A 23,795-nucleotide genomic window follows, 5' to 3' on the forward strand; every position below is an offset into this window, starting at 1 on the left:
GGGCCAGAATCCCCACATCGGTGCGCCCTGGAGGGCCTGCGTTTGAACGCCAGTCCCCCCCCGCAACCCCGCCAGAGCTCTCGATGGACCACTGGACTTGCCCTGCTGAGCCTGGTGCTCAGTGGCCTGCTTTGGATCACTGGCCTGGTTGACAGCCTGCAAAGGCCATCTGTAGGCAATTCCCTGCAGCTGCGCCAACTGGAGCTGACCGCCCTGGCAGCACCAGGATTGCCGGCTGGCCTGCGCCAAGCCCTCACCGGCGCCCAGCCCCTCGAGGCCCTGCGCCTTGATCTGCAGAAACAGTTGGATGGCAATCCCGTGCCGCCCGCACCGCGGCAAGAGCTGCAACTGGCCCTACTTGAGCTTGAGGCTGGCCAGGAGAGTGCAGCACGAGAGCGGCTGCAAGAGCTAAACCAGCAGGTGCCACCTGAGCAGCGCCTGCTGCTCAAGGCCCTGCTCGAACCAGCATCCACAGCCGCCACCAGCGCCCCAGAGCAAGCGGCCCAGGAGCAACTACTTAAGGGCTGGGGCCTGTCTCCCCTGAGCAGTCAACTGGTCTGCCAAGCCCTAAGCGATCCCCAAGCTGCTTGTGGAGATCGCGCCGCCCAGCAGGTAGCAGTGCTGCGCCTATTCGGAACCGCCGTACTGCCGGTGCTACTGCTGCTACTGGGCTCGGCCCTGCTGCTGCGGGAACTTTGGCTGCGCTGGCGCGGCAAGGCAGCTCCGCCCGCCCCCCTGGTAGGGCCGCCCCTCACCCTGGCGGAGGTGACCCTGCTGATCGCTGGCGGATTCGTGGTGCTGGGCGAGCTGGTGATGCCCCTAGTGCTGGCGCCGCTGCTGCAGGGGCTGCTCAAGCCGTTGGCCAGTCAGCCGGCCCTGCAACAGGGATTGCTGGTGTTGGGGCTATACAGCGGCCTGATGGCAGCGCCACTTGTCTTGTTGTGGAGCCAGCTGCGATCGCTTGGCCCCAAGCCCCAGGGGGGCTGGTTGCAGTGGCACTGGCGGCCGCTGGCCAGTGCGCTGCGCCGAGCTTTGCTGCAGGTGTTGCTGGTATTACCGCTGGTAGCCCTGGTGGGATGGCTGCTGGAGCGTTTGGTTGGCGATCCCGGCGGCAGCAATCCCCTGCTTGAGCTCGTGCTCAACAGCGCCAATCCCCTTGCCCTGCTCTGTTTCGCCATCACGGCCATGGTGCTGGCACCTTTATTTGAGGAAACCCTGTTCCGGGGGGTGCTGCTGCCGGTGCTGGCCCAGCGCTGGGGCGGGCTGGCTGCCGTGGTGGTGAGCGCCCTGCTTTTCGGTATCGCCCACCTCAGCTTGGGAGAACTACCACCTTTATTTGTGTTGGGGCTAGGGCTGGGCTGGCTCCGGCTGCAGAGCGGACGGCTCGGGCCCAGCGTGCTGATGCACAGCCTCTGGAATGGCCTCACCTTTGCCAATTTGTTGTTACTTGCTGGCTAAGCGCCAGCCAGCTATTGCTGGCAGGCGCCAAGGATGGTTCAATCGCGCAGTGCATTGCCCGTTCCCTTGGTTGCCTCCCTTTCGCCCCGGCAGGCTCCAGAGCGCAGCGTGACTGCAGGGGCAAATCCAAGTCGCAAGCTGCAGCAACGCACGCTGAAGCTGATCCAAGGTTCGCTCTCGGGGCGCAAACTGGAACGGCGCGCACCCTGGATCTCCAACCTGCACAGGGCCACCGATGGCACCCTGGCTGGTCTGGGAATCTGCATGCTTGCCCTCAGTGCCCTAACCCTGCACTGGCAAAACCAATGGGGTGTGAGCTATCAGCAGATGGAGTCGTCCCAGGTGCTGGAGCACAAGCTGCAGGAATCAGCCGCCCTGCTCGAACAGCACCACCTTGGCGCCGTGAAGCGACCCGGCTGGCTGGTACCCACCAGTAGCGAAAAACTCATCTACCTGCCGGCCCCGAGCGTGCCCTCAGGCGCATCCGGCTTGCCCCTGCTGAGCAGCCTGCCCCTGCGCCAGATCCGGGCGGGCTACTGATGGCAATAATTCAATGAACAGCAGCCGTCAGCGCGGTCCGGTTCGGGCTCCTCGCAGCTCCCAGCAACGGGTGATACCTATCCAACCGGTACCCGCTGGACGCCTGCTCGCTGTCTACGGCTTGCTCTGTGCCGGTTTAGTTGGCCTGGCGGGTCGGCTGGCCTGGCTCCAGGTGGTGGATGCCACCAACCTGCAGACCCGGGCCCATGCCATCCAGACCCAAACCACCAAGCCCATCGGCAAGCGGCGCACGATCGTCGATCGCAATGGCCGTCTTGTAGCTCTCGATGAGCAGCGCTTCACGCTCTGGGCCCATCCCCGTTATTTCAACTTCCCAGGGGACGACCCCCAGAAGATCCGTACGGCAGATGAGGTAGCCGGCAGGCTGGCGGCCGTAATCGCCCAGCCCAAGCCAGCCCTGCTGCAAACCATGGCAGGTCGGCCCAGCGGCGTGAAGCTGCGCACCGACCTCGACCCCGAAACTGCTGAACGGGTTCGGCAACTGGGCATAAGTGGGCTCGATCTAGAGGCCTATCCACACCGGATCTATCCCCAGGGCTCCCTTTTCGCCAACGTGGTGGGTTTTCTCAACCTGGAACGCGTTCCTCAGGCTGGCCTGGAGCAAAGCCGCGACAGTGATCTCAAGCGCCAGGAGACAGCCCTGCAGATGCGCCGCGGCGCTGATGGCACCCCTCTTCCCGCCGGCCTAACGGCAGGTTCCCTCTACGGCGACGACCTGCGCCTGCAACTCACCCTTGACGCCCGTTTGCAACAGGTAGCCCTTCAGGCCCTAGCAAAGCAGGTGAAGAAGTGGAACGCCAAGCGCGGCGCGGCAATGGTTATGGACGTGCGCAATGGCGAAATGCTGGCGCTGGTTTCCACACCCACCTACGACCCCAATAAGTTCTGGACCTTCAATCCGGGGCTGTTCCGCGAATGGTCGGTGCAGGACCTCTACGAACCTGGCTCCACCTTCAAGCCGATCAACTTGGCGGTGGCCCTGCAGGAAAAAGCCATTAAGGCCAATGGCCGCGTTGCCGACACAGGCCAGCTCAGCATCGGCGGCTGGCCGATCTTCAACCACGACAAACGGGCTAACGGCTTAATCGATTTCCCCACCGTTTTGCAGGTGTCGAGCAACGTCGGCATGGTGAAGGCCATGGCCCAGGTGAAGCGCGATCGCTTCTGGCACTGGCTGCGCACGATGGGGATCGACGAAACCCCCGACACCGACCTGCCTGGGGCGGTGGCCGGTGAGCTCAAGTCGCGCAAGGACTTCACCGGCCAAGCGATCGAACCTGCTGTCGCCGCCTTTGGCCAGGGGTTTTCCCTCACCCCGCTGAAGTTGCTGCAACTGCACGCCATGCTTGCCAACGGCGGCCGGCTGGTGAGTCCCCACATCACCCGCGGCCTGCGCTCCGGCGATGCCCTAGCCAGCGCACCCGGAGGCAGTGGTCTTCAGTTGCTTGATCCCGATGTCACCCGCACGGTGATGGCCTGGATGGAATCGGTGGTGGACAACAGCAGCGACCTGGGTATGAAGATTCCCGGTTACCGCATCGGCGGCAAGACCGGCACCGCCCAGAAGGCTGAACGTGGTGTCTACATCCCAGGTGCCTTGATCACCAGCTTTGTGGGCCACCTGCCCATCGACGATCCCCGCTACGTGGTGCTGGTGGTGGTGGATGAGCCCAAGGGGGGCAACACCTTCGGTTCCACGGTGGCAGCTCCAGTAGCGCGCCAGATCATCGATGCCCTGCTGGTGCTGGAGCGGATCCCCCCTTCCCACCCCAAGGAGCTGCAGAAAACAGTCGCTAAGCACCGCGCCTGAGCGCCTGTGGCCGTTCCCTCAAGGAAGGGCATCGCCGCTGGGATATCCCGAAAACGCTGGCTAGCGTGGGTGCAATCCGGGTAGATGCTCCGCCATCAGCCCCCCTCCTCCAGCCAATGGCCAACCTGCTCGACCAACTCGCCGCCATGACCGTGGTGGTCGCCGACACCGGTGACATCGACGCGATCAAGCAATTCACGCCCCGCGACGCCACCACCAACCCATCGCTGATCCTGGCGGCCGCCCAGATCCCCACCTACCAGAATCTGATCGATCTCTCCTTGCAGGAGTCGCGCCAGGCGATGGGTGCCGACGCCGGCGCCGATGCGGTGGTGCGCGAAGCCCTCGATGAGATCTGCATCACCTTCGGCAAGGAGATTCTCAAGATCGTGCCGGGACGAGTCTCCACTGAAGTTGATGCCCGCCTCAGTTACGACACCGAGGCAACGATCACCAAGGCTCGCAAACTCATAGGCCTATACAACCAAGCCGGCATCAGCAACGACCGGGTATTAATCAAGGTGGCCTCCACCTGGGAAGGTATTTGCGCAGCTGAACAACTGGAACGGGAAGGTATCCACTGCAACCTCACCCTTCTGTTTGGCTTCGCCCAAGCCGTCGCCTGCGCGGAGGCCGGCGTCACCCTGATTTCTCCCTTTGTGGGGCGGATCCTCGATTGGTACAAAAAGAGCAGCGGCCGCGATGGCTATCCCGGTCCAGAAGATCCCGGTGTGATCTCCGTAACCCAAATCTTCAACTACTTCAAGACCTACGGCTACAAGACGGAGGTAATGGGGGCCAGCTTCCGCAACATTGAAGAGATCATCGAGCTGGCCGGTTGCGACCTGCTGACGATTTCGCCAGCCCTGCTTGATCAGCTGCGCCACACCGATGGCGAGCTAGAGCGCAAGCTCAACGCCTTCGACCCCGCCCCCACCGACGCCCAGATCCACCTCGACGAAGATCATTTCCGTCAGATGCTGGCCGCCGATCCAATGGCCACCGAGAAACTCGATGAGGGCATCCGTGGTTTCTGCAAGGCGATCGAAACCCTGGAGGCCCAGCTAGCCCAGCGCCTTGGAGAGCTGGAAGGCGCTGCTGTCCTGGTGGGAACCGGCTTGAACCAGGCTTAACCGAGCTGGGCCACACTGACAACTAAGTACTTGATAGCGGCCTCGTGAACGCCCTCGACACCATGCGCGCCTTGGCCAGCAATGGTGAGGTGGTCCAGCTTGAGCCTGGAGAGCTGATTTTCAGCTCTGGCGAGGCTGGTGACTGCATGTTTGGCCTACTTGAAGGATCGGTCGAACTGAGCTGGAACGGCGACCAAGGCCACGAACAGATCAACGCCGGCGATGTTTTCGGGGCAGGGGCCCTGGTGACCAGTGATCACCGCCGCTACGGCAATGCCAAGGCCCTAACCGCCTGCAAGGTGCTGGTGATGAACCGGGAAAAATTCCTGTTTGCCGTGCAGGAATCGCCGATGTTTGCGATTGAGCTGCTGGGATCAATCGACCAGCGGCTGCGCCAACTCAAGGACTGCACCAAGATCTGAGCCGAGCTTCAATTGCGCTGAAACAGCAGTCGCCGGATCACACGCTGGGCGATATCGCCATAGCCCATCTCGCCGGAAAGGATCTGGGCTATGCGCTGGGGAGCCGTTGGCCGCTTTATGCCGAGTTGGTAGCCAACCCGCGGCACCCGGTAGAACACCTGGGCGATGCGCTTGCCCCAGGCCATCGAGGCGCCCCATTCAGCCCGCATGCGATTGGTGTAGCCCACCAGGGCTTGACTATCACCGGCCAGCCAGGGAATCAGCGCTTCGGCGGCCCGGCAGCCGCTGATCAGGGCAGGCCGTAGCCCCTCGGCCAGGAAGGGGTCGCAGAGGGAGGCGGCATCGCCCACCACCACCAAGCCGGCATTGGCACCCTGGCCATGCAAGGGGTGGTGGCCATCCCAGATGCGCAGGCGGCCAGGCTGGCGAACGCCGGCCTGCGGCGTCAGGCCGAGGCTGGGCAGCAGCTGGCTGAGCACCGCCTCGGCATTGGCGGGGTCTCGGCCAATGAAGGTGCCCACGCCAATGCTGTAGCCGCCCTTGCGAGGGAAGGTCCAGCAAAAACCGTGGCGCACCAGACCAAATTCAAAGCGGGCCGTGCTCGGGTCGCTCACCTCGCAATCCACCTCCACCGACACCGTTTCGGCGTAGCGGGGCTGGCTTGGACCAAGGCCATGACGGGCCGCCAAAAGGGAGCCTGAGCCATCGGCGATGACCACGGCCCGGGCCTGTAGCTGCAGCGGTTTCCCCTCCGGAGCGCGGGCCTGAAGCTGCCAGCAATCGCCTGCGCGCTGCAGGCTCTCCACGGCCACCCCAGTCAGGAAAGTGGCTCCAGAGGCCTGGGCCTGCTCCACCAAATAGGCATCGAGCACGGAGCGGCGCACGATCCAGAAAGGGGAATCACCGGGCAGAACCGCCGTAACCGGGTCGCCCAGGCACCAGGTGAAGCGCACCTGGTCAATCACCGAATCAACGGCAGGGCTTAGATCGAAGGGAAACAGCCCCTGCATCGAGGCCGCCATGCCACCACCGCAAGGCTTGGATCGGGGGAAGCTGGCTCGCTCCAGCAGTAGCACCTCTAAACCGCCAGCGGCTAGGTGGAAGGCAGCAGCAGAGCCGGCTGCACCAGCGCCGACCACCACCACATCAGCCACGCCAGCCGGCGAGCTGGTCACACCTTGAGGATGTCAGCTTCCTTAGTAACCAGAAGCTTCTCAAGCTCAGCGATGAATTTATCGGTGAGCTTCTGCACCTTCTCCTGCTCGTCACGGCTCTGATCTTCGGAGAGATCGCCGTCTTTTTCCTGCTTTTTAACCCTGTCGATGGCGTCACGGCGCACGTTGCGCAGGGCAACCTTGCCCTCCTCGGCATATTTGGCAGCCAGCTTGCAGAAATCCTTACGCCGCTCTTCGGTGAGGGGTGGGATGTTGATCCTGATCACCTTGCCGTCGTTGTTGCAGGTGAGACCGAGGTCACTCATGGAGATGGCCTTTTCGATCAGGCCCATCGAACCGCCATCAAAGGGCTGGATCTGAATCGTCTGGGAATCGGGGGTGGAGATGGTGGCGAGGGATTTCAGTGGCGTTTCGGAGCCGTAGTACTCCACGGAAATCTTGTCGAGCAGGGAGGGGTTAGCTCGACCGGTACGGATGGTGTTGAAGGTGCGTTGGGTCGATTCCAACGACTTGCGCATGCTGGCTTCCAAATCCATGGCTGGCGTCAGGGGTGAATACGGGTACCAATCGGGTCTCCGGCCACGGCGCGGCCGATATTGCCGGGGCCGAACAGGTCAAAAACCACGATTGGAATGGAGTTGTCCTTGCAGAGGGCAATGGCGGTGCCGTCCATCACCTCCAGCTCGGAGCTGAGCACCTCCAGGAAGGAGAGACTCTCGAAGCGCACCGCATCGGCGTGCTTATTGGGATCCTTGTTGTAGACACCATCCACTTTGGTGGCCTTGAACACCACATCGGCGCCGATTTCAGCAGCCCGTAGGGCAGCGGTGGTGTCGGTGGTGAAAAAAGGATTGCCGGTGCCGGCAGCAAAGATCACCACCCGGCCCTTTTCCATGTGGCGGATCGCCTTACGGCGGATATAAGGCTCGGCCACCTCCTGCATCGAGATGGCGCTCTGCACCCGGGTGGGCACACCGGCCCGCTCCAGGCCGTCCTGAAGGGTGATGGCATTCATCACCGTGGCCAGCATGCCGACGTAGTCGGCGGTGGCCCGATCCATGCCAGCGGCCGATCCCTTCAGGCCGCGGAAGATGTTGCCGCCGCCCACCACGATCGCCAGTTGGGTGCCACCGGCAACGCAGGCAGCCACATCGGAAGCAATCGACTGCACGATTTCAGGATCGATGCCATAGCCCTGCTCACCCATCAGCGCTTCGCCGCTGAGCTTGAGGAGAACGCGCTTGAAGCCCATTGATACCCCTGATCTGCCGGAGCGTAGCAACGGGCTTGCGAATTAACCTGCCGCCGCGGCCAGGCTCAGAACTCAATCCCCCGTTGAGCCTTCACCCCCTGCTCCCTGAAGGGGTGGCGCACCAGCTTCATTTCGGTCACCAGGTCGGCCCGCTCCAGCAGCTGCGGAGGCGCGCCCCGGCCCGTTAGGGCCACGTGGGTGAGCTCCGGCCGCAGGTCCAGTCCGGCAAGCACCTGTTCAATCCCCAGGTAACCCAGCTTGAGGGCCACGTTTACCTCGTCGAGCACCACCAGCTTGCGACTGGCATCGGCGAGGTAGACCAACGACTGCTCCCAGGCCTGCTGCACCAGCTGACGATCGCGTTCGCGGTCTTGGGTTTCCCAGGTGAAGCCTTCGCCCAGGGCGTGCCAGTGCAGCGCCTCGCCAAACAGCTCCAGGGCTTTTGCCTCCCCGGGCTGCCAGCCCCCCTTGATGAACTGCACCACCGCCACCTGGTCGCCATGGCCCAGGGTGCGCAGCGCCAGGCCAAGGGCCGCCGTGGTTTTGCCCTTGCCATCGCCGGTGAATACCAGCACCAGGCCCTTTTCCAAGTTGCGCTCACCCACCCGCTGCTGCTGCACCTCCTTGCGACGGGCCATGCGGCGGCGATAGCCGTCCTGATCAGCTTCTGGCGCCAGATCACCGCCGGGACCCAGCTCCGCCGCGGCCGCATCAAGGCTTGAGGCTTGATCGCTGGGGTGCTGATTCACGGAGTTAGCAAAGCGGTGCCGCCACTCTGGCGGTGACGGGCCAGGGCCGCATCCACCGCCTGCTGCTGGTCGCGCCGGGTGATCCAGTGGTGATAAGTGCGGGTATGAATAGCCACCGAGTGGCCCATCATCCGGGCCGCAACCGTGTCTGGCAGGCCGATATGAATGGTTCGCACCGCCCAGGCATGGCGCAGGTCGTAGGGGGTGATCGGCAACTCGTAGCGGCGAAACTGCTCAGCCACCCGGCGGCCCACCTGCTGCAGGGTCGTGTGGCGCAGGTCGGTTGCCACCGCTGGCAGGGGCGGCTGGGAGCCCCCCAGCTGCTCCAAGCCGAAATGCTCCACCCAATCGGGCTGGAACGGCCACACCTGATGTTCACCGGTTTTGGAGGTGGGCAGCACCCGAATCACCCGGTCACCACCAGGGGCAAGGGCCGAAAGATCGCAGAAGAACACCTCGTGATTGCGCAAGCCGTAGGTGGCCATCAAGCCGTAGGCCAAGCGCCAGGCCGGATTGGGGATCTGCTCGGCCCACAACAAAATCTGAGGATCACCCGGAAGCCGTCGGAACTGGGCCGCATGTAGGCCATAACCAGCAGCCCTCTCACTCCAGTTATCGGGCAGGTCGAGCTCAAAGTGGCGAGCCAGGGCGGCCAGGGCCGTACCGCACTGCTGGCGGCTGCGACTGCTGGCGGCGTAGCTCTCTAGCGCCATCTCGAGTAGGGGCAGGCACAAGGGCAGGTCGCGCTCGGCCGCAACGGCCGCCAGGCGCCGCAGGTAGGGCAGGTAGGCGCTGCTCCAGGTGGTGCGAGAACCGGCAGGGTTGCGCCGGCGGCGGGGATCGGCAAAAAACGCTGCTTCAAAAGCTGCCAGCCCCAGCAAATCCCCCGCGGCGGGCTGATTAGCTGCCGGCAACCATGCAGGTGAATGTGAAGGTGAAGGTGGCTGAGCTTGTTGAACCCCCCAGGCACTCCAAGCGAAGCGCCCTTGCTGCAGCTGACGCAACACCTCTTTAAGCCGCTCCCTAGCCAGCTCAAGACCAGCAGAATCGGCAGGCAGCCCGAGACTGATGCGCTGCACCGGGTGGCGGCCCGAGCCCCGGCGACAGGGAAGGGGCCCGCGCAGGCCCAACCTTTGGCCGCGCAGCTCTATGCGCAAGGAGACACCGGCCTGGGCTAGGGCCTGGTTTGCCTGGGCGAGGCCGATCTGCAAGTTGGACAAGGCTTCAGTGGCATCTGCTGAGCTGGCACCTGCCCCAGCCAGATCCAGCTCCACCGCTGCTTTTGCCATGGGCCCAGCACAGAGGCTGACGTTCCAGCACAGAACTTGACCTTATCGATCCTGCGCCTTGGTCGCTAGGGGAGGAGTGGCAGCGTTACGCTCACAGCCACTGAGCCGCGTGGAAAGAGGGCATGGCCAAAGTTGGCGTGCTGCTGCTGAACCTCGGTGGACCCGAGCGTATCCAGGACGTTGGGCCGTTTCTTTACAACCTGTTTTCCGATCCGGAAATCATTCGGTTGCCCAATCCAGCCCTTCAAAAACCGTTGGCCTGGTTGATTAGTACCCTGCGAGCTGGCAAGTCCCAGGAGGCGTACCGCTCCATCGGTGGTGGTTCACCACTGCGGCGTATTACCGAGCAACAGGCCCGCGAACTCCAGAGCGAACTGCGCACTCGCGGCATCGAAGCCACCAGCTACGTGGCGATGCGCTACTGGCATCCCTTCACCGAGTCGGCTGTGGCCGACATCAAGGCCGACGGGGTTGAGGAGGTGGTGGTACTGCCCCTTTACCCCCACTTCTCGATCAGCACCAGCGGTTCGAGTTTCCGCGAGCTGCAGCGGTTGCGCCAGGCCGACAGTGGCTTTTCGCGGCTGCCGATCCGCTGCATTCGCAGCTACTACGACGACCCCGGCTACGTGGGTGCCATGGCCGGCCTGATTGCCCGCGAAATCCAGGCTTGCCCCGAGCCCTCAAAAGCCCATGTGTTTTTTAGTGCCCACGGGGTGCCTAAGAGCTACGTGGAGGAGGCGGGCGATCCCTACCAAAAAGAGATCCAAGCCTGCGCCCAGCTGATCATGGAGCGACTTGGTCATGATCTGGGCTTCGCCAATCCCTTCACGCTGGCCTACCAGAGCCGGGTAGGTCCGGTGGAGTGGCTTAGGCCTTACACAGACGATGCCCTGCAGGATCTCGGCGCCGCTGGCATCAAGGATTTGGTGGTGGTGCCGATCAGTTTCGTCAGCGAGCACATTGAGACCCTTGAAGAGATCGATATCGAATACCGGGAGATAGCGACCGAGGCAGGCATCATCAATTTCCGGCGCGTACCAGCCCTAGACACCACCCCGGCCTTCATCAAAGGCTTGGCCGATCTCGTGCAGCAGGCCATGGCCGGGCCCGAGGTGAACCTCGACCAGGCCGCCGAATTGCCCAGCAAGGTGAAGCTCTATCCCCAGGACAAATGGGCCTGGGGCTGGAACAACAGCTCTGAAGTTTGGAATGGGCGCTTGGCGATGGTGGGATTTTCCGCTTTCTTGGTGGAACTACTCAGTGGCAAGGGACCCCTGCATGCGCTGGGCCTGCTCTGAACGCCGTCTAATGCAGGCCCGTCTAATGCAGGGCCTACTAATGCAGAGCGGACTGATCTCAGCGGCGGTCGCATTCAGCGGCAGCGCCTGCCTATTGCTGTCCAGCTCGGCGGGGCTGGCCCAGAGTCGCTGGCAGATGGGGGTTTTTCCCGTCACCAGCTTCCTGACCTACACCAGCCATTTCGGTACCCGCACCGGCCCCTGGGGTCGGGTGGAGCCCCATTACGGCCTGGACATCGCAGCGCCCATGGGATCGCCGATCCGCAACTGGTGGGCTGGCTCAGTGCAGGACGTGATCAACGACGGAGGCTGCGGCTTGGGGCTGGTGATTCGGTCGGGCGATTACGAGCACATCTACTGCCATCTGTCCGGGCGAGTTTCAGGCGGCACCTACAGCAGTGGTCAGGTGCTGCTGCGCCAGGGCCAGGGCGTACGCACGGGCCAACTGATCGGCCATGTGGGCATGAGCGGCCGCACTACTGGTCCCCACCTGCATTGGGGCATGCGCCATGGCGGGCGCTGGCTAGACCCTGCCCAGATCCTGCGAGCTATGGCAGCCGGCAGGCGCCAGCAAACCGGGCGGGCAATTGCCCCGAAAGCGCCGCCGGCAACTAGGGTTGCCGTAATCCGTTAACCGCCAATTTGATTGGCCTGCAGCAGCCGTGACGCTGACGCCCCTCGCCTCTGCGGCCCAGTCCGCTACCGCCACAATCAGTGGTGATGACAACGCCGCCGAAGCTTTTGCTCCTCAGCGAGTAAACGGCGGCTATGCCCTGATGGATGCCCTGCATCGCCATGGAGTGCGCCACATCTTTGGCTATCCCGGAGGCGCGATCCTGCCGATCTACGACGAGCTGCACAAGGCCGAGGCCCGGGGCTGGTTGAAGCACATCCTGGTGCGCCATGAGCAGGGCGGCACCCATGCGGCTGATGCCTACGCCCGAGCCACAGGCAAAGTTGGCGTCTGCTTTGGAACTTCGGGGCCCGGAGCCACCAACCTGGTCACCGGCATCGCCACGGCTCAAATGGATTCGGTGCCGATGGTGGTGATCACCGGGCAGGTGCCGCGGGCCTCGATTGGCACCGATGCCTTCCAGGAAACAGACATCTTCGGCATAACCCTGCCGATCGTGAAGCACTCCTGGGTGGTGCGCGATCCCCGCGATATCGGCCGAATCGTGGCCGAAGCCTTTTTGATCGCAGCCAGTGGCAGGCCCGGCCCGGTGCTGATCGACGTACCCAAGGACGTCGGCCTCGAGGAATTTGACTACTCGCCAGTGGCTCCGGGCTCGGCGATTCCAGCGGGATTCAAGTTGCCACCCAGCCCCGACCCCGTGGCCGTTGCCGCGGCCCTGGCCTTGATCCGCCAAGCCCGTCGCCCCCTGCTCTACGTCGGTGGCGGCGCCATCAGCAGCGGTGCCCATGACGCCGTGAAACAGCTGGCCGAACGCTTCCGCCTGCCGGTCACCACCACCTTGATGGGCAAGGGAGCCTTCGACGAGAAGCACCCCCAATCGGTGGGCATGCTCGGCATGCACGGCACCGCCTACGCCAATTTCGCAGTCACCGAGTGCGATCTGCTGATTGCCACCGGTGCCCGTTTCGACGACCGGGTCACCGGCCGGCTGGATGGCTTTGCGCCCCGGGCCCAGGTGATCCACATCGATATCGACGCGGCGGAGATGGGCAAAACCCGCCTACCAGATGTGGCCTTGGTGGCCGATGTCCAAGCCGCTCTAGCCGCCCTGCTGGCCGCCTCAGCCCAGGACAGCTCGGAGGGCCGCACCGAGGCCTGGTTGCAGCGCATCGACAGCTGGAAGCAGAACTATCCGCTGGTGGTGCCCGATCCGGAGGGAGATATCGCCCCCCAGGAAGTGATTGTCGCCCTGAGGGAGCTGGCACCAGATGCCTTCTACACCACAGATGTGGGCCAACACCAAATGTGGGCCGCCCAGTTTCTACACAATGGCCCCCGGCGCTGGATCAGCTCGGCGGGACTTGGCACGATGGGGTTTGGCATGCCCGCAGCCATGGGCGTGCAGACCGCCTTTCCGGATGAGCAGGTGATCTGTGTCGCCGGCGACGCGAGCATCCTGATGAACATTCAGGAACTGGGCACGCTCAGCCAATACAACCTGCCGGTGAAGGTGGTGGTGATCAACAACGGCTGGCAGGGCATGGTGCGCCAGTGGCAGGAGAGCTTCTACGGAGAGCGCTATTCGGCCTCGGAAATGACCAATGGCATGCCGAATTTCGCGGCCTTAGCGGAATCCTTCGGCGTTCGAGGCGTACGCATCGACGAACGGGCCACCCTGCGCCAGCAACTGCAGGAGGCCCTTGACCATCCCGGGCCTGCCTTCATCGATGTCAAGGTGCGCCGCAACGAGAACTGCTATCCGATGGTGCCCCCCGGCGCCAGCAATGCCCAGATGGTGGGGTTGCCATCCCATCCGGAGCTGGCTATCGACACCAGCCGCCATTGCCACTCCTGCGGCAGCACCACCGAAAGTGCCCACCTGTTCTGCCCCAGCTGCGGCGCCAAGCTTTGAGATGGCTCGCCGCATTGCTGGCGGTTTTACTGGTGTGGCCTGGAGCCGCCTTGGCAGCCGAGGTGCTGCAGGTGCGGGGGGCAACCCTGCTGCAGCTGGGCGACCAAAACCGTAGCTACACGGTGCAGCTGGCCTGTGTGGAGGTAGCTGAAGCTCAGCAGGCTGAGGCAGTGGCCTGGCTTCGCCAAGCCGTTCCTCGCCACACCCGCGTCAATTTGCGGCCGATGGGCCAAAACCAGGGTGTGCTTTTGGCAAAGGTTCAGCCGCTTGCTCCCGTGCGTGGCAGCACAAACCAAGCAGCAGATCTGGGCAGCGGTTTAATCGCGGCTGGTCTTGCCCAAGCCGAATCCCAAAGCAACCCCGACTGTGCCAACGTCGCAGCCTGAATGCGGCCACCTATCTGCCCATGAGTCTGAATCGCACCGCCAAGGGCATCGTGCTGGTGCCCTCCCTGTTGCTGGGAGGTGCCTTCCTGGCCGCGGGGGTATGGAGTGAGGGCCCCGCGGCGAGCAATAAAACCCTGGCCCTTAGCTTGGGCGGGTTGCTGATGGCGGCTGGGCTACTGGCCCAACTCCTACCGGAGAGCAAACCAGAGTCTTCCGACGCCGACTGATCTCCAGTCAAATGGCAAGTTTGATCTCCAGCCAAAGGGCAAATTATTTACTTCTTGGGCTGGGCCTTGGTGGCCTGGGCTGTGTACTGGGCGATCACTTCGTCCACAAATTTTTTGTCGGCGGCTGTGATCTTGGCGTAACAGCCCTGCTTAACCCGGCCCACAATCTGCACAATGCTGCCATTGACAATCTGAGAGGCCTCAAGCTTGCCGCTGCCAGCTATCTGACCGCCATGGACAGTGGTCACCACGTAAGTGATCGCCTTGGCATTGGAGATCACGGCGTTCTGCACGGCTAATTTCTGCTCCACCGCCAGCTCACAGACGTTGACGGCGGCGGCGAGAGCCAGATCGTTCATGGTCTCAAGGCTGACTGGCTTGGCCGCAGCGGCGGCAGCCCCAGGTGTCTGGGCGAAGGCAGGAGCTCCCAGCAGAGCTGTGGCACTTAGGGCGGAGGCAGCGATCCAGGCAAGGGAAAAGCGAGTCACAGAAACTTGCGAGCAACGAAAAAGCTTCAGCCCACTGTGCCACCCATTTCGAACCAGCGGCAGGGGATGTGGGGCCGGCATCGCTGGCTTCACAGTTAAGCCAACGCCCCAAGAAGGCGCCAGAGTCAGGGGTGGCTGCCAACTACCCATGCCAACTACCCATGCCAACAGCCGCGAACTGCTCGTAGTGCCGTTCGCGGCTGTTGGCATCGGGGCGATCGCCGAGGTGGGCGGCAAAAATGCCTCCCTCGGCGAAATGATCCGCGAGCTCGCCGGCCAGGGTGTGCGGGTGCCTGGAGGCTTCGCCACCACAGCCGCCGCTTACCGCCACCTGCTGCGCAGCAATGGCCTGAGCGAACCGCTGGGGGAGCTGCTCACCGGGCTGGATGCGGATGATCTCGGCGCCCTACAGGCCGCCGGCAAAGCCGCCCGCGACCTGCTGCTGAACGCCAACCTGCCAGCCGACCTAAGCGAAGCGATCCTGGCCGCCTACCGGGAGCTGGCAACACCAGATGGCGTTTTGCCAGCGGTGGCAGTGCGCTCCAGCGCCACCGCTGAAGACCTGCCCGATGCCAGCTTCGCCGGCCAGCAGGAGACCTTCCTCAATATCCAGGGCGAGGCGGCCCTGCTGCAGGCCTGCCGGCGTTGCTACGCGTCGCTGTTCACCGACCGGGCGATCTCCTACCGCCAGCTCAATGGCTTTGACCACCTGGAGGTGGCCCTTTCGATCGGTGTGCAGCGCATGGTGCGCTCCGACCTGGCCTGCGCTGGGGTGATGTTCAGCATCGACACCGAAACCGGTTTTCGCCCTGCACCACGTTCTCACCGCCGCCTACGGCCTCGGTGAGAACGTGGTGCAGGGCGCCGTTAACCCCGATGAGGTGCTGATTTTTAAGCCAACGCTTGAGCAGGGCTTTGCGCCGATCCTCAGCAAGCGACTGGGCAGCAAGGCGATCCGGATGGTGTACGGGGAAGCGGGGATCACCGTGATAAACGAGCCCGTACCGGAAGCCGAATGCAACCGCTTCGCCCTCAGCGATGACGAGTGCCTCACCCTGGCCCGCTGGGCCTGCCAAATCGAGCGTCACTACAGCGCTAAACGTGGTGCCCCCACGCCGATGGACATCGAGTGGGCCAAAGATGGCCTCACGGGCGAGCTGTTCATCCTCCAAGCCCGTCCTGAAACCGTGCAGTCGCGGCAGCAGCAGGCGGTGCTGCGCAGCTGGCACCTGGAGCCCCACCAAGCGGAAACCCTGGTGAGCGGCCGCGCCATCGGCGCCTCGGTGAGCAGCGGCGTAGCCCGGGTGATTAAAGATCCCGGCGAAATCAGCCGTTTTGAGGCTGGCGACCTACTGATCACCGAACGCACCGACCCCGACTGGGAACCAATCCTCAAACGAGCCAGCGGCGTGGTCACCGACCAGGGCGGCCGCACCTGCCATGCGGCGATCATTGCCCGCGAGATGGGCATCACGGCCATCGTTGGCACCGGCGATGGCACCCAGCGCATCCAGGACGGCGACGCCATCACGATCAGCTGCTGCGAAGGTGATGTGGGCAGGGTGTACCGGGGCACCTTGCCGTTCAGCATCACGGAGCAGGCCATTGGCGATCTGCCCGTCACCCGCACCCAGATCCTGATCAATGTGGGCAACCCGGAGGAGGCCTTCAACCTCGCGGCCATTCCCTGCGACGGGGTGGGCCTGGCCAGGCTGGAGTTCATCATCGCTAATCACATCAAGGTGCACCCGCTGGCCCTGCTCCAGCCTGAGCGGGTTGCTGACGCCCAGCAGCGGCAGCAGATAGCCCGGTTAACGGCCGGCCACACCAGCCCCGCCGAGTACTACGTGGATCTGCTCGCCCAGGGGATGGCCCGCATTGCCGCGGCCTTCTATCCCAGGCCGGTGATCCTGCGCTTCTCCGATTTCAAGAGCAATGAATATGCCCGCCTGGTCGGCGGCGCCGCCTTTGAACCCAACGAGGAGAACCCGATGCTCGGCTGGCGGGGGGCTTCGCGCTACTACGCCCCCGCCTTCCGCGCTGCTTTTGCCCTCGAATGCCAGGCCCTAAAACGGGTACGCGAGGGCATGGGCCTCACCAATGTGATCCCGATGGTGCCCTTCTGCCGCACTCCCGAGGAAGGGGACCGGGTGTTGGCAGAAATGGCCCGCTCTGGCCTGGTGCGGGGTGAAAACGGTCTGGAGGTGTATGTGATGTGCGAGCTACCCAGCAACGTGATCGCCGCAGAGGCGTTTGCCGAGCGCTTCGATGGCTTCTCAATCGGCTCCAACGACCTCACCCAGCTCACCCTGGGGCTGGATCGCGATTCAGCCTTGGTGGCTGAGTTGTTTGACGAGCGCCATCCGGCCGTGAAGGCCATGATTCGCCTGGCAATCCAAAGCGCCAAACGCTGCTGCCGCAAGATCGGCATCTGCGGCCAAGCCCCCAGCGACTACCCCGATTTCGCTCGCTTCCTGGTGGAGGAGGGCATTGATTCGATCAGCCTCAACCCCGACGCCGTGATCGCCACCCGCCTGGAGGTGGCCAGGATCGAGGCCAGCTTGGCCTGAGCCTCTCAGCCGATTCGCCGCAGCGGCGGTCCCTGGCTGGGTTGAATCTGGGCCGGTAGCTGCTGGCTGCTGATCGGCTCCAGGGTGGTCATGTTGTAGCTGGTGTAGGTGGTGCGTCCCGCGCCCTCACCCTTGGGCCAGAAGGCATCAATCACTGTGAGGGTCTGCACCGGAGCCGTGCTGTCCTGCAGCCGGCGGCGCGGACCGCTGCCCAGGGCGCCGAGGTTGAGCAGGTCCAGTTGACCCACCCGACCTGGGAAGAAGGCGTGATGGTGGCCGCTGATGTAGGCATGGGCGCCGGTGCGCTCCAGCAGCTGGCGCAGGGCCTCGCTCTGCTGCAAAACCTCGCCAGGCCGGTCCCGGCCCTGGCCAACGGCCAGCAACGGCAGATGGCCAAGCACCAGCCGCAACCGGGCCGATTGGGCCTCGGGGCTGCGCAGCTGGCGCTCGGCCCAGGCCACCTGTTCGGCGGGCACGCTGGCTGAGGAGGCATCCCACACCAGTAGGAAAAGGTCGTGCTGACGCACGCTGTAAGCGAAGGGAAAGCGGCTGGCATCCACAAACTTGAGCCCCAGGGCGTTCTGCTGGCCGCGCCAATAACGCTCGGCCTCCTGGCGATCGAGCTCAAATATGTACTGGCCCGCAGAGCGGGCGGAAGAGGCATCGTGGTTGCCCATTGTGATCGCCACCGGCAGGCCCGCCCGCCGCAGTGGCGCCAGCAGCTGGCGGTGGAAGGAAGCCCACATGGCACTGAGGTGAACCCGGCTGAGGCCCTGCTTCTGCCCGGCCACCATGTCGCCGCCGCAGAGCACCAGATCGGGTTGCCAGCTGGGAATCAGTTCAACGGCCCGCAGCACCTCCGGCAGGTAGCTGGTGGAGCCGTAGCTGCTGTTGAGATCGCTGATCGCCACCAGGCGCAGGTCGCCCCGGGGCGGCAGCAGCGGTTTGGCACCTCCCCTAGGGGCGGCAGCGGCATCAGGGCGCAGGCCTGATACCGCCAAGGCGGTCACTCCCAAGCCAGCCAAGCTGAGGAAGCCACGTCGGGAGACGAAGGCACCAGGCCAGGTCACCATCTTCGGGGTGCTGCGCTGGAACATGCCCATGGTTTAGCGCCCCGCTCAGACCGACAAGCGCCAGAGCAAGGTGCCGTGGGCCGTGGCTCGAAGCACACAAAGGGCCGCCAGGGCCATGCAAAGGGGGCAGTGGGTAATCGACAAAGAATCGATGCCGCATCGGCCTCCAGCCTGGCAGCCCAATCCAATTTCAGGCGCAGTGGAGCCAAGACTGCTGAAATAACGCCATGAAATAGCGCCCGGCTCCCGTCCAGGCGCCCCCCTGGAGTCGGTAGTGCTGCGCCTGAGCGAATTGAAGCTGCCCCTCGACCACAGCGAGGCCGACCTGGCGGCGGCAGTGCTGAGGCGCCTACGGCTCGCCCCCGATCAACTACTTGGGTTGCGGCTGGTTAAACGCAGCGTTGATGCCCGCAAGAGCGCGGCGATCACCCTCGTTTACAGCCTGGATCTGGATTTGGACCTTGATGCCCGGGCCGAGGCCCGGCTCCTGAAGCGCTTTGCCGGCGACCCCCACCTGCGGCCCAGCCCCGACACGACTTATCACCCCGTCGTAAGCGGAGCCAACGCAGGCAAGATGCGACCAGTGGTTGTGGGAGCTGGTCCCTGCGGCTATTTCGCGGCCCTGCTGCTGGCCCAGATGGGGTTTCGTCCCCTATTGCTGGAGCGGGGCAAGGCGATCAAGCAGCGCAGCGCCGACACCTTCGGCTTTTGGAAGGGGAGCGCTGACTTCAATCCCGAATCCAATGCCCAATTTGGCGAGGGTGGGGCTGGCACCTTCTCCGACGGCAAGCTTTACAGCCAGGTGAGCGAAGCCAAGCCCTACGTGCGCAAAGTGCTTGAAGAGCTAGTTGCCGCAGGCGCTAACTCTGACATCCTCACCCTGCACCACCCCCACATCGGCACCTACAAGCTGGCCACGGTGGTGCGGGGGTTGCGGCAGCGAATCGAGGCCCTAGGGGGCGAGGTGCGCTTCGAGTGCCGGGTAGATGGCCTGGAGCTAAATCCCGAGGACCGCTCCATCGAGGGCCTGCAGCTCGATAGTGGCGAACGAATTGCCGCTACCCAGGTGGTGCTGGCCCTTGGTCACAGCGCCCGGGACAGCTTTGAGATGTTGAAAACCGCCGGCGTGGCGATGCAGCCCAAGCCTTTCGCCGTTGGTCTACGCATCGAACATCCCCAGAGCCTGATTGACAGGGCCCGCTGGGGGCAGGCCGCCGGCCACCCCCGCCTGGGCCCAGCTGAATACAAGCTGGTGCATCACTGCAGTGAGACGGCCAACTTGGGCCGCAGTGTCTACAGCTTTTGCATGTGCCCGGGGGGATTGGTCGTGGGGGCCACCTCGGAGCCAGGTCGAGTAGTCACCAACGGCATGAGCCAGCACACCCGCAACGAACGCAATGCCAACAGCGGCATCGTGGTGGGTATCGAGCTAGCCGATCTGAAGCCCTACGGGGAAAGCGCCGACGATCCCCTCGCCGGCGTCGCTTTTCAGCGCCATTGGGAAGGTCGCGCCTTCGTTACAGGCGGCTCTAACTACCAAGCACCTGCCCAGCGGGTTAGCGATTTCCTCGCCAACCGCCCCAGTCAGGGCAGCGGCGGAGTGATTCCTTCGTACCAACCAGGAGTTTGCTACGGGAATTTGGCTGGCTGCCTACCGGACTTTGTGCTGACAGCTATCCGAGAGGCCCTGCCCGCCTTCGAGCGCCGCATTCCCGGCTTCCTAATGGACGATGCCCTGCTCACCGGTGTAGAGACACGCACCTCGTCGCCCGTGCGGCTACCCAGAGACGAAATAACCCTGGAGTGTGGCAACACCCCAGGGTTATACCCAGCCGGCGAGGGGGCTGGTTATGCCGGCGGGATCCTCTCGGCAGCAATTGATGGCATCAAAGTGGCCGAACAGGTAGCCCTGTCGCTCACTCTTCCTCGTCCTCAGCACCCAGCGGTACCAAGCGAATCTGCTTGCGACCCAACTTGATTTCGAACTCATCGCCAGGCTTGAGGTCAAGCATGCCGGTATAAGCCTTGCCAACCATCAGGTTGCCGTTGAACTGCACTTTGGTGTTAAAGCTGAGCTTGCGGCCGCCCTTACCGGTTTTGGCTGCACCGCCAAAATCGACTCCCTTGGCATTCAAGAGAGCCTCGTAGAAGGCTGTGAAGTTCAGCCGTTCTGAACCGTCTTTTTTGTGGGAGACATAGCCGCAGGCGCGAACCAAGTCAGACTTGCTCACATCCCCGAGTTCTTTGACCTTGGTGAGAAGGTCGGCACCAGTGAGCATCGATGATAATTATGCGACTTCTGCATTATTGCGCAGCAACAGGCCCGATTGCAAGCGAAGCAACCTGAATTTGATGCAAATCCAGCTCGAAACAGCTCCAAGATTTAAGCCTGAGAAACAATCCCGCTCCACTGCACCGCCTTCACCTGATCGCGCCGCCAGGAGTGAAAAAGCAGTGGTTCGCTGGCTGTACAAAGAGGGCAGCTGCCAATTTGCGCCGTTGGCACCCCAAGTCGCTCCAGTTGGAGCTGGGCTGCAAGGCGAATATCAAGGCGGTCTTTCATAGGGTCTGGGTCAGCCTGCAGAGCGCCGCACTGACGCAACTGCTCAAGCAGAGCAGGCAGCGAAGAAGCATCAGGGGCGGCGGCTAGAGACGCCGCAACCTGTTCCGACACCAGCCGCTGCACCTGGTAAGAGCCACCGCTGATCGCTGGTCCTAGTGCAACCAGCAGCTCGGCCGGCCGACTGCCTCCATCCACCAGCTGCTGCACGGCGCGCTCGAGGATGCCACCTGCCACACCGCGCCAACCAGCGTGGCAAGCCGCCACCCGGCCAGTAGCGGGATCAGCAATCAGCACCGGGGTGCAGTCAGCGCCACAAGCCCAGAGGCTTTGGCCGCCGGCATCACTAACAAGACCATCGGCCTCGGGAAAGGGATCGGCGCTGGCCTGGCTGGCTGGCAAAACCACCGCGCTGTGCACCTGGCGTAGACGGTGCACACTCACCCCAGCACTCACATAAGCCGCCAGCACCTCCGGCCCCCGTCCCTGCCATTGGCGTGTAAAAAAACCGTGCTCAAACGGCTGGAGCAGGTCGCACTGGAGGTAGTAGCCGCCGTAGGTACCTACCCAGGTCCAACCGGGTAGGGAATTGAAGTCCCGGTCGGGACGATCAAAGGGGGGATCAACCGCTTCGGCCATCGTGGGGCATCAAGCGTCGGGAAGATCGCGCAGCAACCAGAAGCCCTCAAAGCGCTGGTCCTGCTCGCTGGCCTGAACGGCAAGAAACTGAAGGCCACCGGCCTGCTCTCGGGCGGCCGCAAAAGCGGCAGTGGCTACCTCTGCCTCCTCAGCCGGCAAGTTGGTGAGTAGCCAGCGATCCTCAAGGCCAGCCTCAAGCACCAGCTGCGGGCCACTGATCTCAAGCCGCACGGGTTCGAGCCCAGCCAGCCAGCCGGCCAGGGCCAGGGCCCTGGTGGAGCTGAATAGGCGAATTCCCGGCACCGGCAGCTCGGCAGACACCGCCTCTGGCAGGGGTACGAGGCCCGCAAAGCCAAGCTCCCACTCCGAAGCAGCGGCCAGGACACCCAAGGGCAAGGTGGCCCAGGCCCAGCTGTCGCCCCGCGCCGCTTCCGGCAAGGGCACCGCAATCGGTCGCAAGGCCTTGGGGGGCGGGGCTAAGGGGCCGGCCATGTAGCCGGGCTCTTGGGGGTACACCAGGCGCTCCCGTTCCTGTAGCCAGCTCACCAGGGCGTAGGTGCGGCGGCTGGCCACCAGCTCCAAGCCCAGCCCCTCCGCCGCCCGCTGCACCATGGTGCGCATCGAGGCACGCCAGCAGCGCAGCCGCCTCGGCGGCCCAAAACCCTGGGCGGCAGCAGCAGCCAACGCCGCCTCCAGCGCCTCCCTCAGCCAGATCGAATTAACGCTGGTGGCAGGGCAGGCCTGGACCCAGCGGAAGGATTCGCTCGCTAGCTCCCCTGGTCCTGGCACCTCAGGGGTGGAACAGATCAGCAGCTCCCAGCGCTTTTTGCCATCTTCATCAAGGATGGGACGTGAGTAGTAGTCGAGCTCCCAATCTGGAGCGGCCTGCTTCATCCGGCCCCTTGTTCTTGCTGGCGCAGCACGGAGCGGGCCCGGTTGGCCCGCTCTGGAGCCTCAGCCATCACCTTGTCGCGATCGATCAGCAGCTCACCGGGCTGTCCCTCGAGAAGGGCGGTATTGAGGGCGATGCGGCCTCGGCCCGGATCCAGCTCGGTGATCAGGGCCTTGACCCGGTCTCCCTGGCCAAAAACCTCACGCAGGTCCCGCAGCTGACCACCACTAATTGCTGATTGGTGCAACAAACCGCTCACACCGCCTAGATCGACAAACAAGCCATAGGGCTTAATTGCCACCACCTGGCCTTCGACCAGCTGACCCACCTCCAGGTTTTGGAACAGGGCTGCAGTGGCAGCCTTCTTCTCCGACAACACCAGCTTGCGGGTCTCTGGATTGACCTCTAAGAAAGCGGCCCCAAGGGTCTTACCCACCAAAGCCTCATGGTTTTCTCCCTCCTGGAGCTGGGAGCGGGGGATGAAACCACGCAATCCCTCAAGTTCACAGGTGATACCACCGCGATTGAAGCCGTTCACTTTGACCTGAACCACCTTGCCCTCCTTCTCCAGGAGCCTCACCTTCTCCCAGCTCTGGCGGAGGGCCAAGGCACGGGCGCTGATGGTCACCATGCCATCGGCGTTTTGCTCGCCGGTGACGAGCACATCCACCTCAAGCCCCTTGGGGAAGGTCTCCTTGAGGTTGGTGATCACCCCCAGGCCGCACTCTTTCTTTGGCATGAAACCCGGCGCCTTGCCGCCGATGTCCACGTAAACGCCATCGCTTTCGACACCGATCACGGTGCCGCGCACCACCTCTCCAGTGGTGCCATGGGGCTCGTGGTCGTCGAGAGCCGCCAGAAAGGCTTCTTCGTCAAAGTCGAAGTCGTCGACGCTCCGGGCCGCGGGCTTGGTGCTGGGCTCTCCGGCAACAGCAGCCTTCGCAGCACGCTTCTGACTCGGGTCAGGGCCCAAAAGATCGGCCATGGTGAGGCCCTCCATGGAGCCCAGGTCAAACAACTCGTCGTCGTTTCGGACGGGAGCGGCGGCAGGTGCAGCAACCCGGTTAAGGGGAGCAGAGGCAAGCGCAGGCTCAGTCGAAGACGGCGGCGGGGCGGGCTCGTCCTTGCGGATCATCAACACCTGGGGCGGCTTACGCAGGGGCGCCTGCGGCTGGGGGCGTGCAGGGACTGGGCGCGCAGGACCAGGGGGGACGGGCCGGGATGAGGATGAGGGCGGTTGACTGCCGGTACCGGCCATCTCCAC

At 63.7% G+C, this 23,795-nt stretch carries 21 protein-coding genes and 2 pseudogenes; 12 read left to right on the forward strand and 11 right to left on the reverse strand.

Going from position 1 to position 23,795, the window contains the following annotated elements; genetic code table 11:
- The first annotated feature begins 42 nt into the window (after positions 1-42).
- From U9970_RS06760 to U9970_RS06780, 5 genes and pseudogenes are all read left to right on the forward strand, one after another.
- On the forward strand, positions 43-1,458 hold the full coding sequence (locus U9970_RS06760) for a CPBP family intramembrane glutamic endopeptidase (RefSeq protein ID WP_322765883.1): 1,416 nt from the start codon (positions 43-45) through the stop codon (positions 1,456-1,458).
- Between the two features lie 66 nt (positions 1,459-1,524).
- Positions 1,525-1,998 (forward strand): hypothetical protein, encoded by a 474-nt coding sequence (locus U9970_RS06765; protein WP_322765884.1) that lies wholly within the window; start codon positions 1,525-1,527, stop codon positions 1,996-1,998.
- Positions 1,999-2,011: 13 nt separating this feature from the next.
- The gene (locus U9970_RS06770) at positions 2,012-3,829 is read left to right on the forward strand and encodes a peptidoglycan D,D-transpeptidase FtsI family protein (protein WP_322765885.1); all 1,818 of its coding nucleotides are present in this window, start codon (positions 2,012-2,014) and stop codon (positions 3,827-3,829) included.
- Positions 3,830-3,945: 116 nt separating this feature from the next.
- A pseudogene (locus tag U9970_RS06775) lies at positions 3,946-4,923 on the forward strand (transaldolase); the annotation flags it as partial.
- A gap of 83 nt (positions 4,924-5,006) precedes the next feature.
- Positions 5,007-5,384 carry a Crp/Fnr family transcriptional regulator gene (locus U9970_RS06780; RefSeq protein ID WP_322765886.1) on the forward strand — a complete coding sequence of 126 codons (378 nt, stop codon included), beginning with the start codon at positions 5,007-5,009 and terminating at the stop codon, positions 5,382-5,384.
- Positions 5,385-5,392: 8 nt separating this feature from the next.
- Here the strand turns inward: U9970_RS06780 and U9970_RS06785 are convergent, their stop codons facing one another.
- The 5 genes from U9970_RS06785 to U9970_RS06805 form a co-directional block, all read right to left on the reverse strand.
- Complete coding sequence (locus U9970_RS06785; protein WP_322765887.1) at positions 5,393-6,559, reverse strand: NAD(P)/FAD-dependent oxidoreductase; 1,167 nt, start codon at positions 6,557-6,559, stop codon at positions 5,393-5,395.
- Positions 6,556-7,095 carry a ribosome recycling factor gene (gene frr, locus U9970_RS06790; RefSeq protein ID WP_322765888.1) on the reverse strand — a complete coding sequence of 180 codons (540 nt, stop codon included), beginning with the start codon at positions 7,093-7,095 and terminating at the stop codon, positions 6,556-6,558. The genes U9970_RS06785 and frr overlap by 4 nt, the downstream gene beginning before the upstream one ends.
- A gap of 8 nt (positions 7,096-7,103) precedes the next feature.
- Positions 7,104-7,811 (reverse strand): UMP kinase, encoded by a 708-nt coding sequence (gene pyrH, locus U9970_RS06795; RefSeq protein ID WP_106502448.1) that lies wholly within the window; start codon positions 7,809-7,811, stop codon positions 7,104-7,106.
- A 65-nt stretch (positions 7,812-7,876) separates the two neighbouring features.
- Positions 7,877-8,560, reverse strand: a complete 684-nt coding sequence (cobO, locus tag U9970_RS06800) for a cob(I)yrinic acid a,c-diamide adenosyltransferase (RefSeq protein WP_322765889.1) — start codon at positions 8,558-8,560, stop codon at positions 7,877-7,879.
- Positions 8,557-9,849: a site-specific integrase gene (locus tag U9970_RS06805; RefSeq protein ID WP_322765890.1), complete on the reverse strand. Its 1,293-nt coding sequence runs from the start codon at positions 9,847-9,849 to the stop codon at positions 8,557-8,559. The genes cobO and U9970_RS06805 overlap by 4 nt, the downstream gene beginning before the upstream one ends.
- A 122-nt stretch (positions 9,850-9,971) precedes the next feature.
- Here U9970_RS06805 and hemH point away from each other — a divergent pair, with 122 nt between their 5' ends.
- The 5 genes from hemH to U9970_RS06830 all read left to right on the forward strand — a co-directional run bounded on the left by hemH (position 9,972) and on the right by U9970_RS06830 (position 14,309).
- Positions 9,972-11,147 (forward strand): ferrochelatase, encoded by a 1,176-nt coding sequence (gene hemH / locus U9970_RS06810; protein WP_322765891.1) that lies wholly within the window; start codon positions 9,972-9,974, stop codon positions 11,145-11,147.
- 10 nt (positions 11,148-11,157) lie between these two features.
- Positions 11,158-11,781, forward strand: coding sequence for a M23 family metallopeptidase (locus U9970_RS06815; protein ID WP_322765892.1), 624 nt, complete (start codon positions 11,158-11,160; stop codon positions 11,779-11,781).
- Positions 11,782-11,923: 142 nt separating this feature from the next.
- Complete coding sequence (gene ilvB / locus U9970_RS06820) at positions 11,924-13,696, forward strand: biosynthetic-type acetolactate synthase large subunit (protein WP_407653107.1); 1,773 nt, start codon at positions 11,924-11,926, stop codon at positions 13,694-13,696.
- Between the two features lie 32 nt (positions 13,697-13,728).
- Positions 13,729-14,082 (forward strand): hypothetical protein, encoded by a 354-nt coding sequence (locus tag U9970_RS06825; protein ID WP_322765893.1) that lies wholly within the window; start codon positions 13,729-13,731, stop codon positions 14,080-14,082.
- A gap of 20 nt (positions 14,083-14,102) precedes the next feature.
- On the forward strand, positions 14,103-14,309 hold the full coding sequence (locus tag U9970_RS06830; protein WP_322765894.1) for a GIVxVP protein: 207 nt from the start codon (positions 14,103-14,105) through the stop codon (positions 14,307-14,309).
- Positions 14,310-14,356: 47 nt separating this feature from the next.
- Here U9970_RS06830 and U9970_RS06835 read toward each other — a convergent pair whose 3' ends face one another.
- A complete protein-coding gene (locus U9970_RS06835) occupies positions 14,357-14,797 on the reverse strand; it encodes a hypothetical protein (RefSeq protein ID WP_322765895.1) in 441 nt (146 codons plus the stop codon).
- A gap of 148 nt (positions 14,798-14,945) precedes the next feature.
- Here U9970_RS06835 and ppsA point away from each other — a divergent pair.
- A pseudogene (ppsA, locus tag U9970_RS06840) lies at positions 14,946-17,367 on the forward strand (phosphoenolpyruvate synthase).
- Positions 17,368-17,372: 5 nt separating this feature from the next.
- On the opposite strand, the gene U9970_RS06845 reads toward ppsA, so the two are convergent.
- A complete protein-coding gene (locus U9970_RS06845) occupies positions 17,373-18,470 on the reverse strand; it encodes a metallophosphoesterase family protein (protein ID WP_322765896.1) in 1,098 nt (365 codons plus the stop codon).
- A 244-nt stretch (positions 18,471-18,714) separates the two neighbouring features.
- On the opposite strand from U9970_RS06845, the gene U9970_RS06850 reads away from it, so the two are divergent.
- A complete protein-coding gene (locus U9970_RS06850) occupies positions 18,715-20,418 on the forward strand; it encodes an NAD(P)/FAD-dependent oxidoreductase (RefSeq protein WP_322765897.1) in 1,704 nt (567 codons plus the stop codon).
- Here U9970_RS06850 and U9970_RS06855 read toward each other — a convergent pair.
- The 4 genes from U9970_RS06855 to U9970_RS06870 all read right to left on the reverse strand — a co-directional run bounded on the left by U9970_RS06855 (position 20,357) and on the right by U9970_RS06870 (position 23,789).
- On the reverse strand, positions 20,357-20,719 hold the full coding sequence (locus U9970_RS06855; protein ID WP_255023863.1) for an AbrB family transcriptional regulator: 363 nt from the start codon (positions 20,717-20,719) through the stop codon (positions 20,357-20,359). The two genes, U9970_RS06850 and U9970_RS06855, sit on opposite strands and share 62 nt — an antisense overlap.
- A gap of 104 nt (positions 20,720-20,823) precedes the next feature.
- Entirely contained in the window at positions 20,824-21,639 is an 816-nt protein-coding gene (pgeF, locus tag U9970_RS06860; protein WP_322765898.1) for a peptidoglycan editing factor PgeF, read from the reverse strand.
- 9 nt (positions 21,640-21,648) lie between these two features.
- The gene (locus U9970_RS06865; protein ID WP_322765899.1) at positions 21,649-22,533 is read right to left on the reverse strand and encodes a Tab2/Atab2 family RNA-binding protein; all 885 of its coding nucleotides are present in this window, start codon (positions 22,531-22,533) and stop codon (positions 21,649-21,651) included.
- Positions 22,530-23,789, reverse strand: coding sequence for a S1 RNA-binding domain-containing protein (locus U9970_RS06870; protein WP_407653108.1), 1,260 nt, complete (start codon positions 23,787-23,789; stop codon positions 22,530-22,532). Before U9970_RS06870 ends, U9970_RS06865 begins: the two co-directional genes overlap by 4 nt.
- Positions 23,790-23,795 lie beyond the last annotated feature (6 nt).

It is taken from the genome of Cyanobium usitatum str. Tous (assembly GCF_963920485.1).
GTDB lineage: Bacteria > Cyanobacteriota > Cyanobacteriia > PCC-6307 > Cyanobiaceae > Cyanobium_A > Cyanobium_A usitatum_A.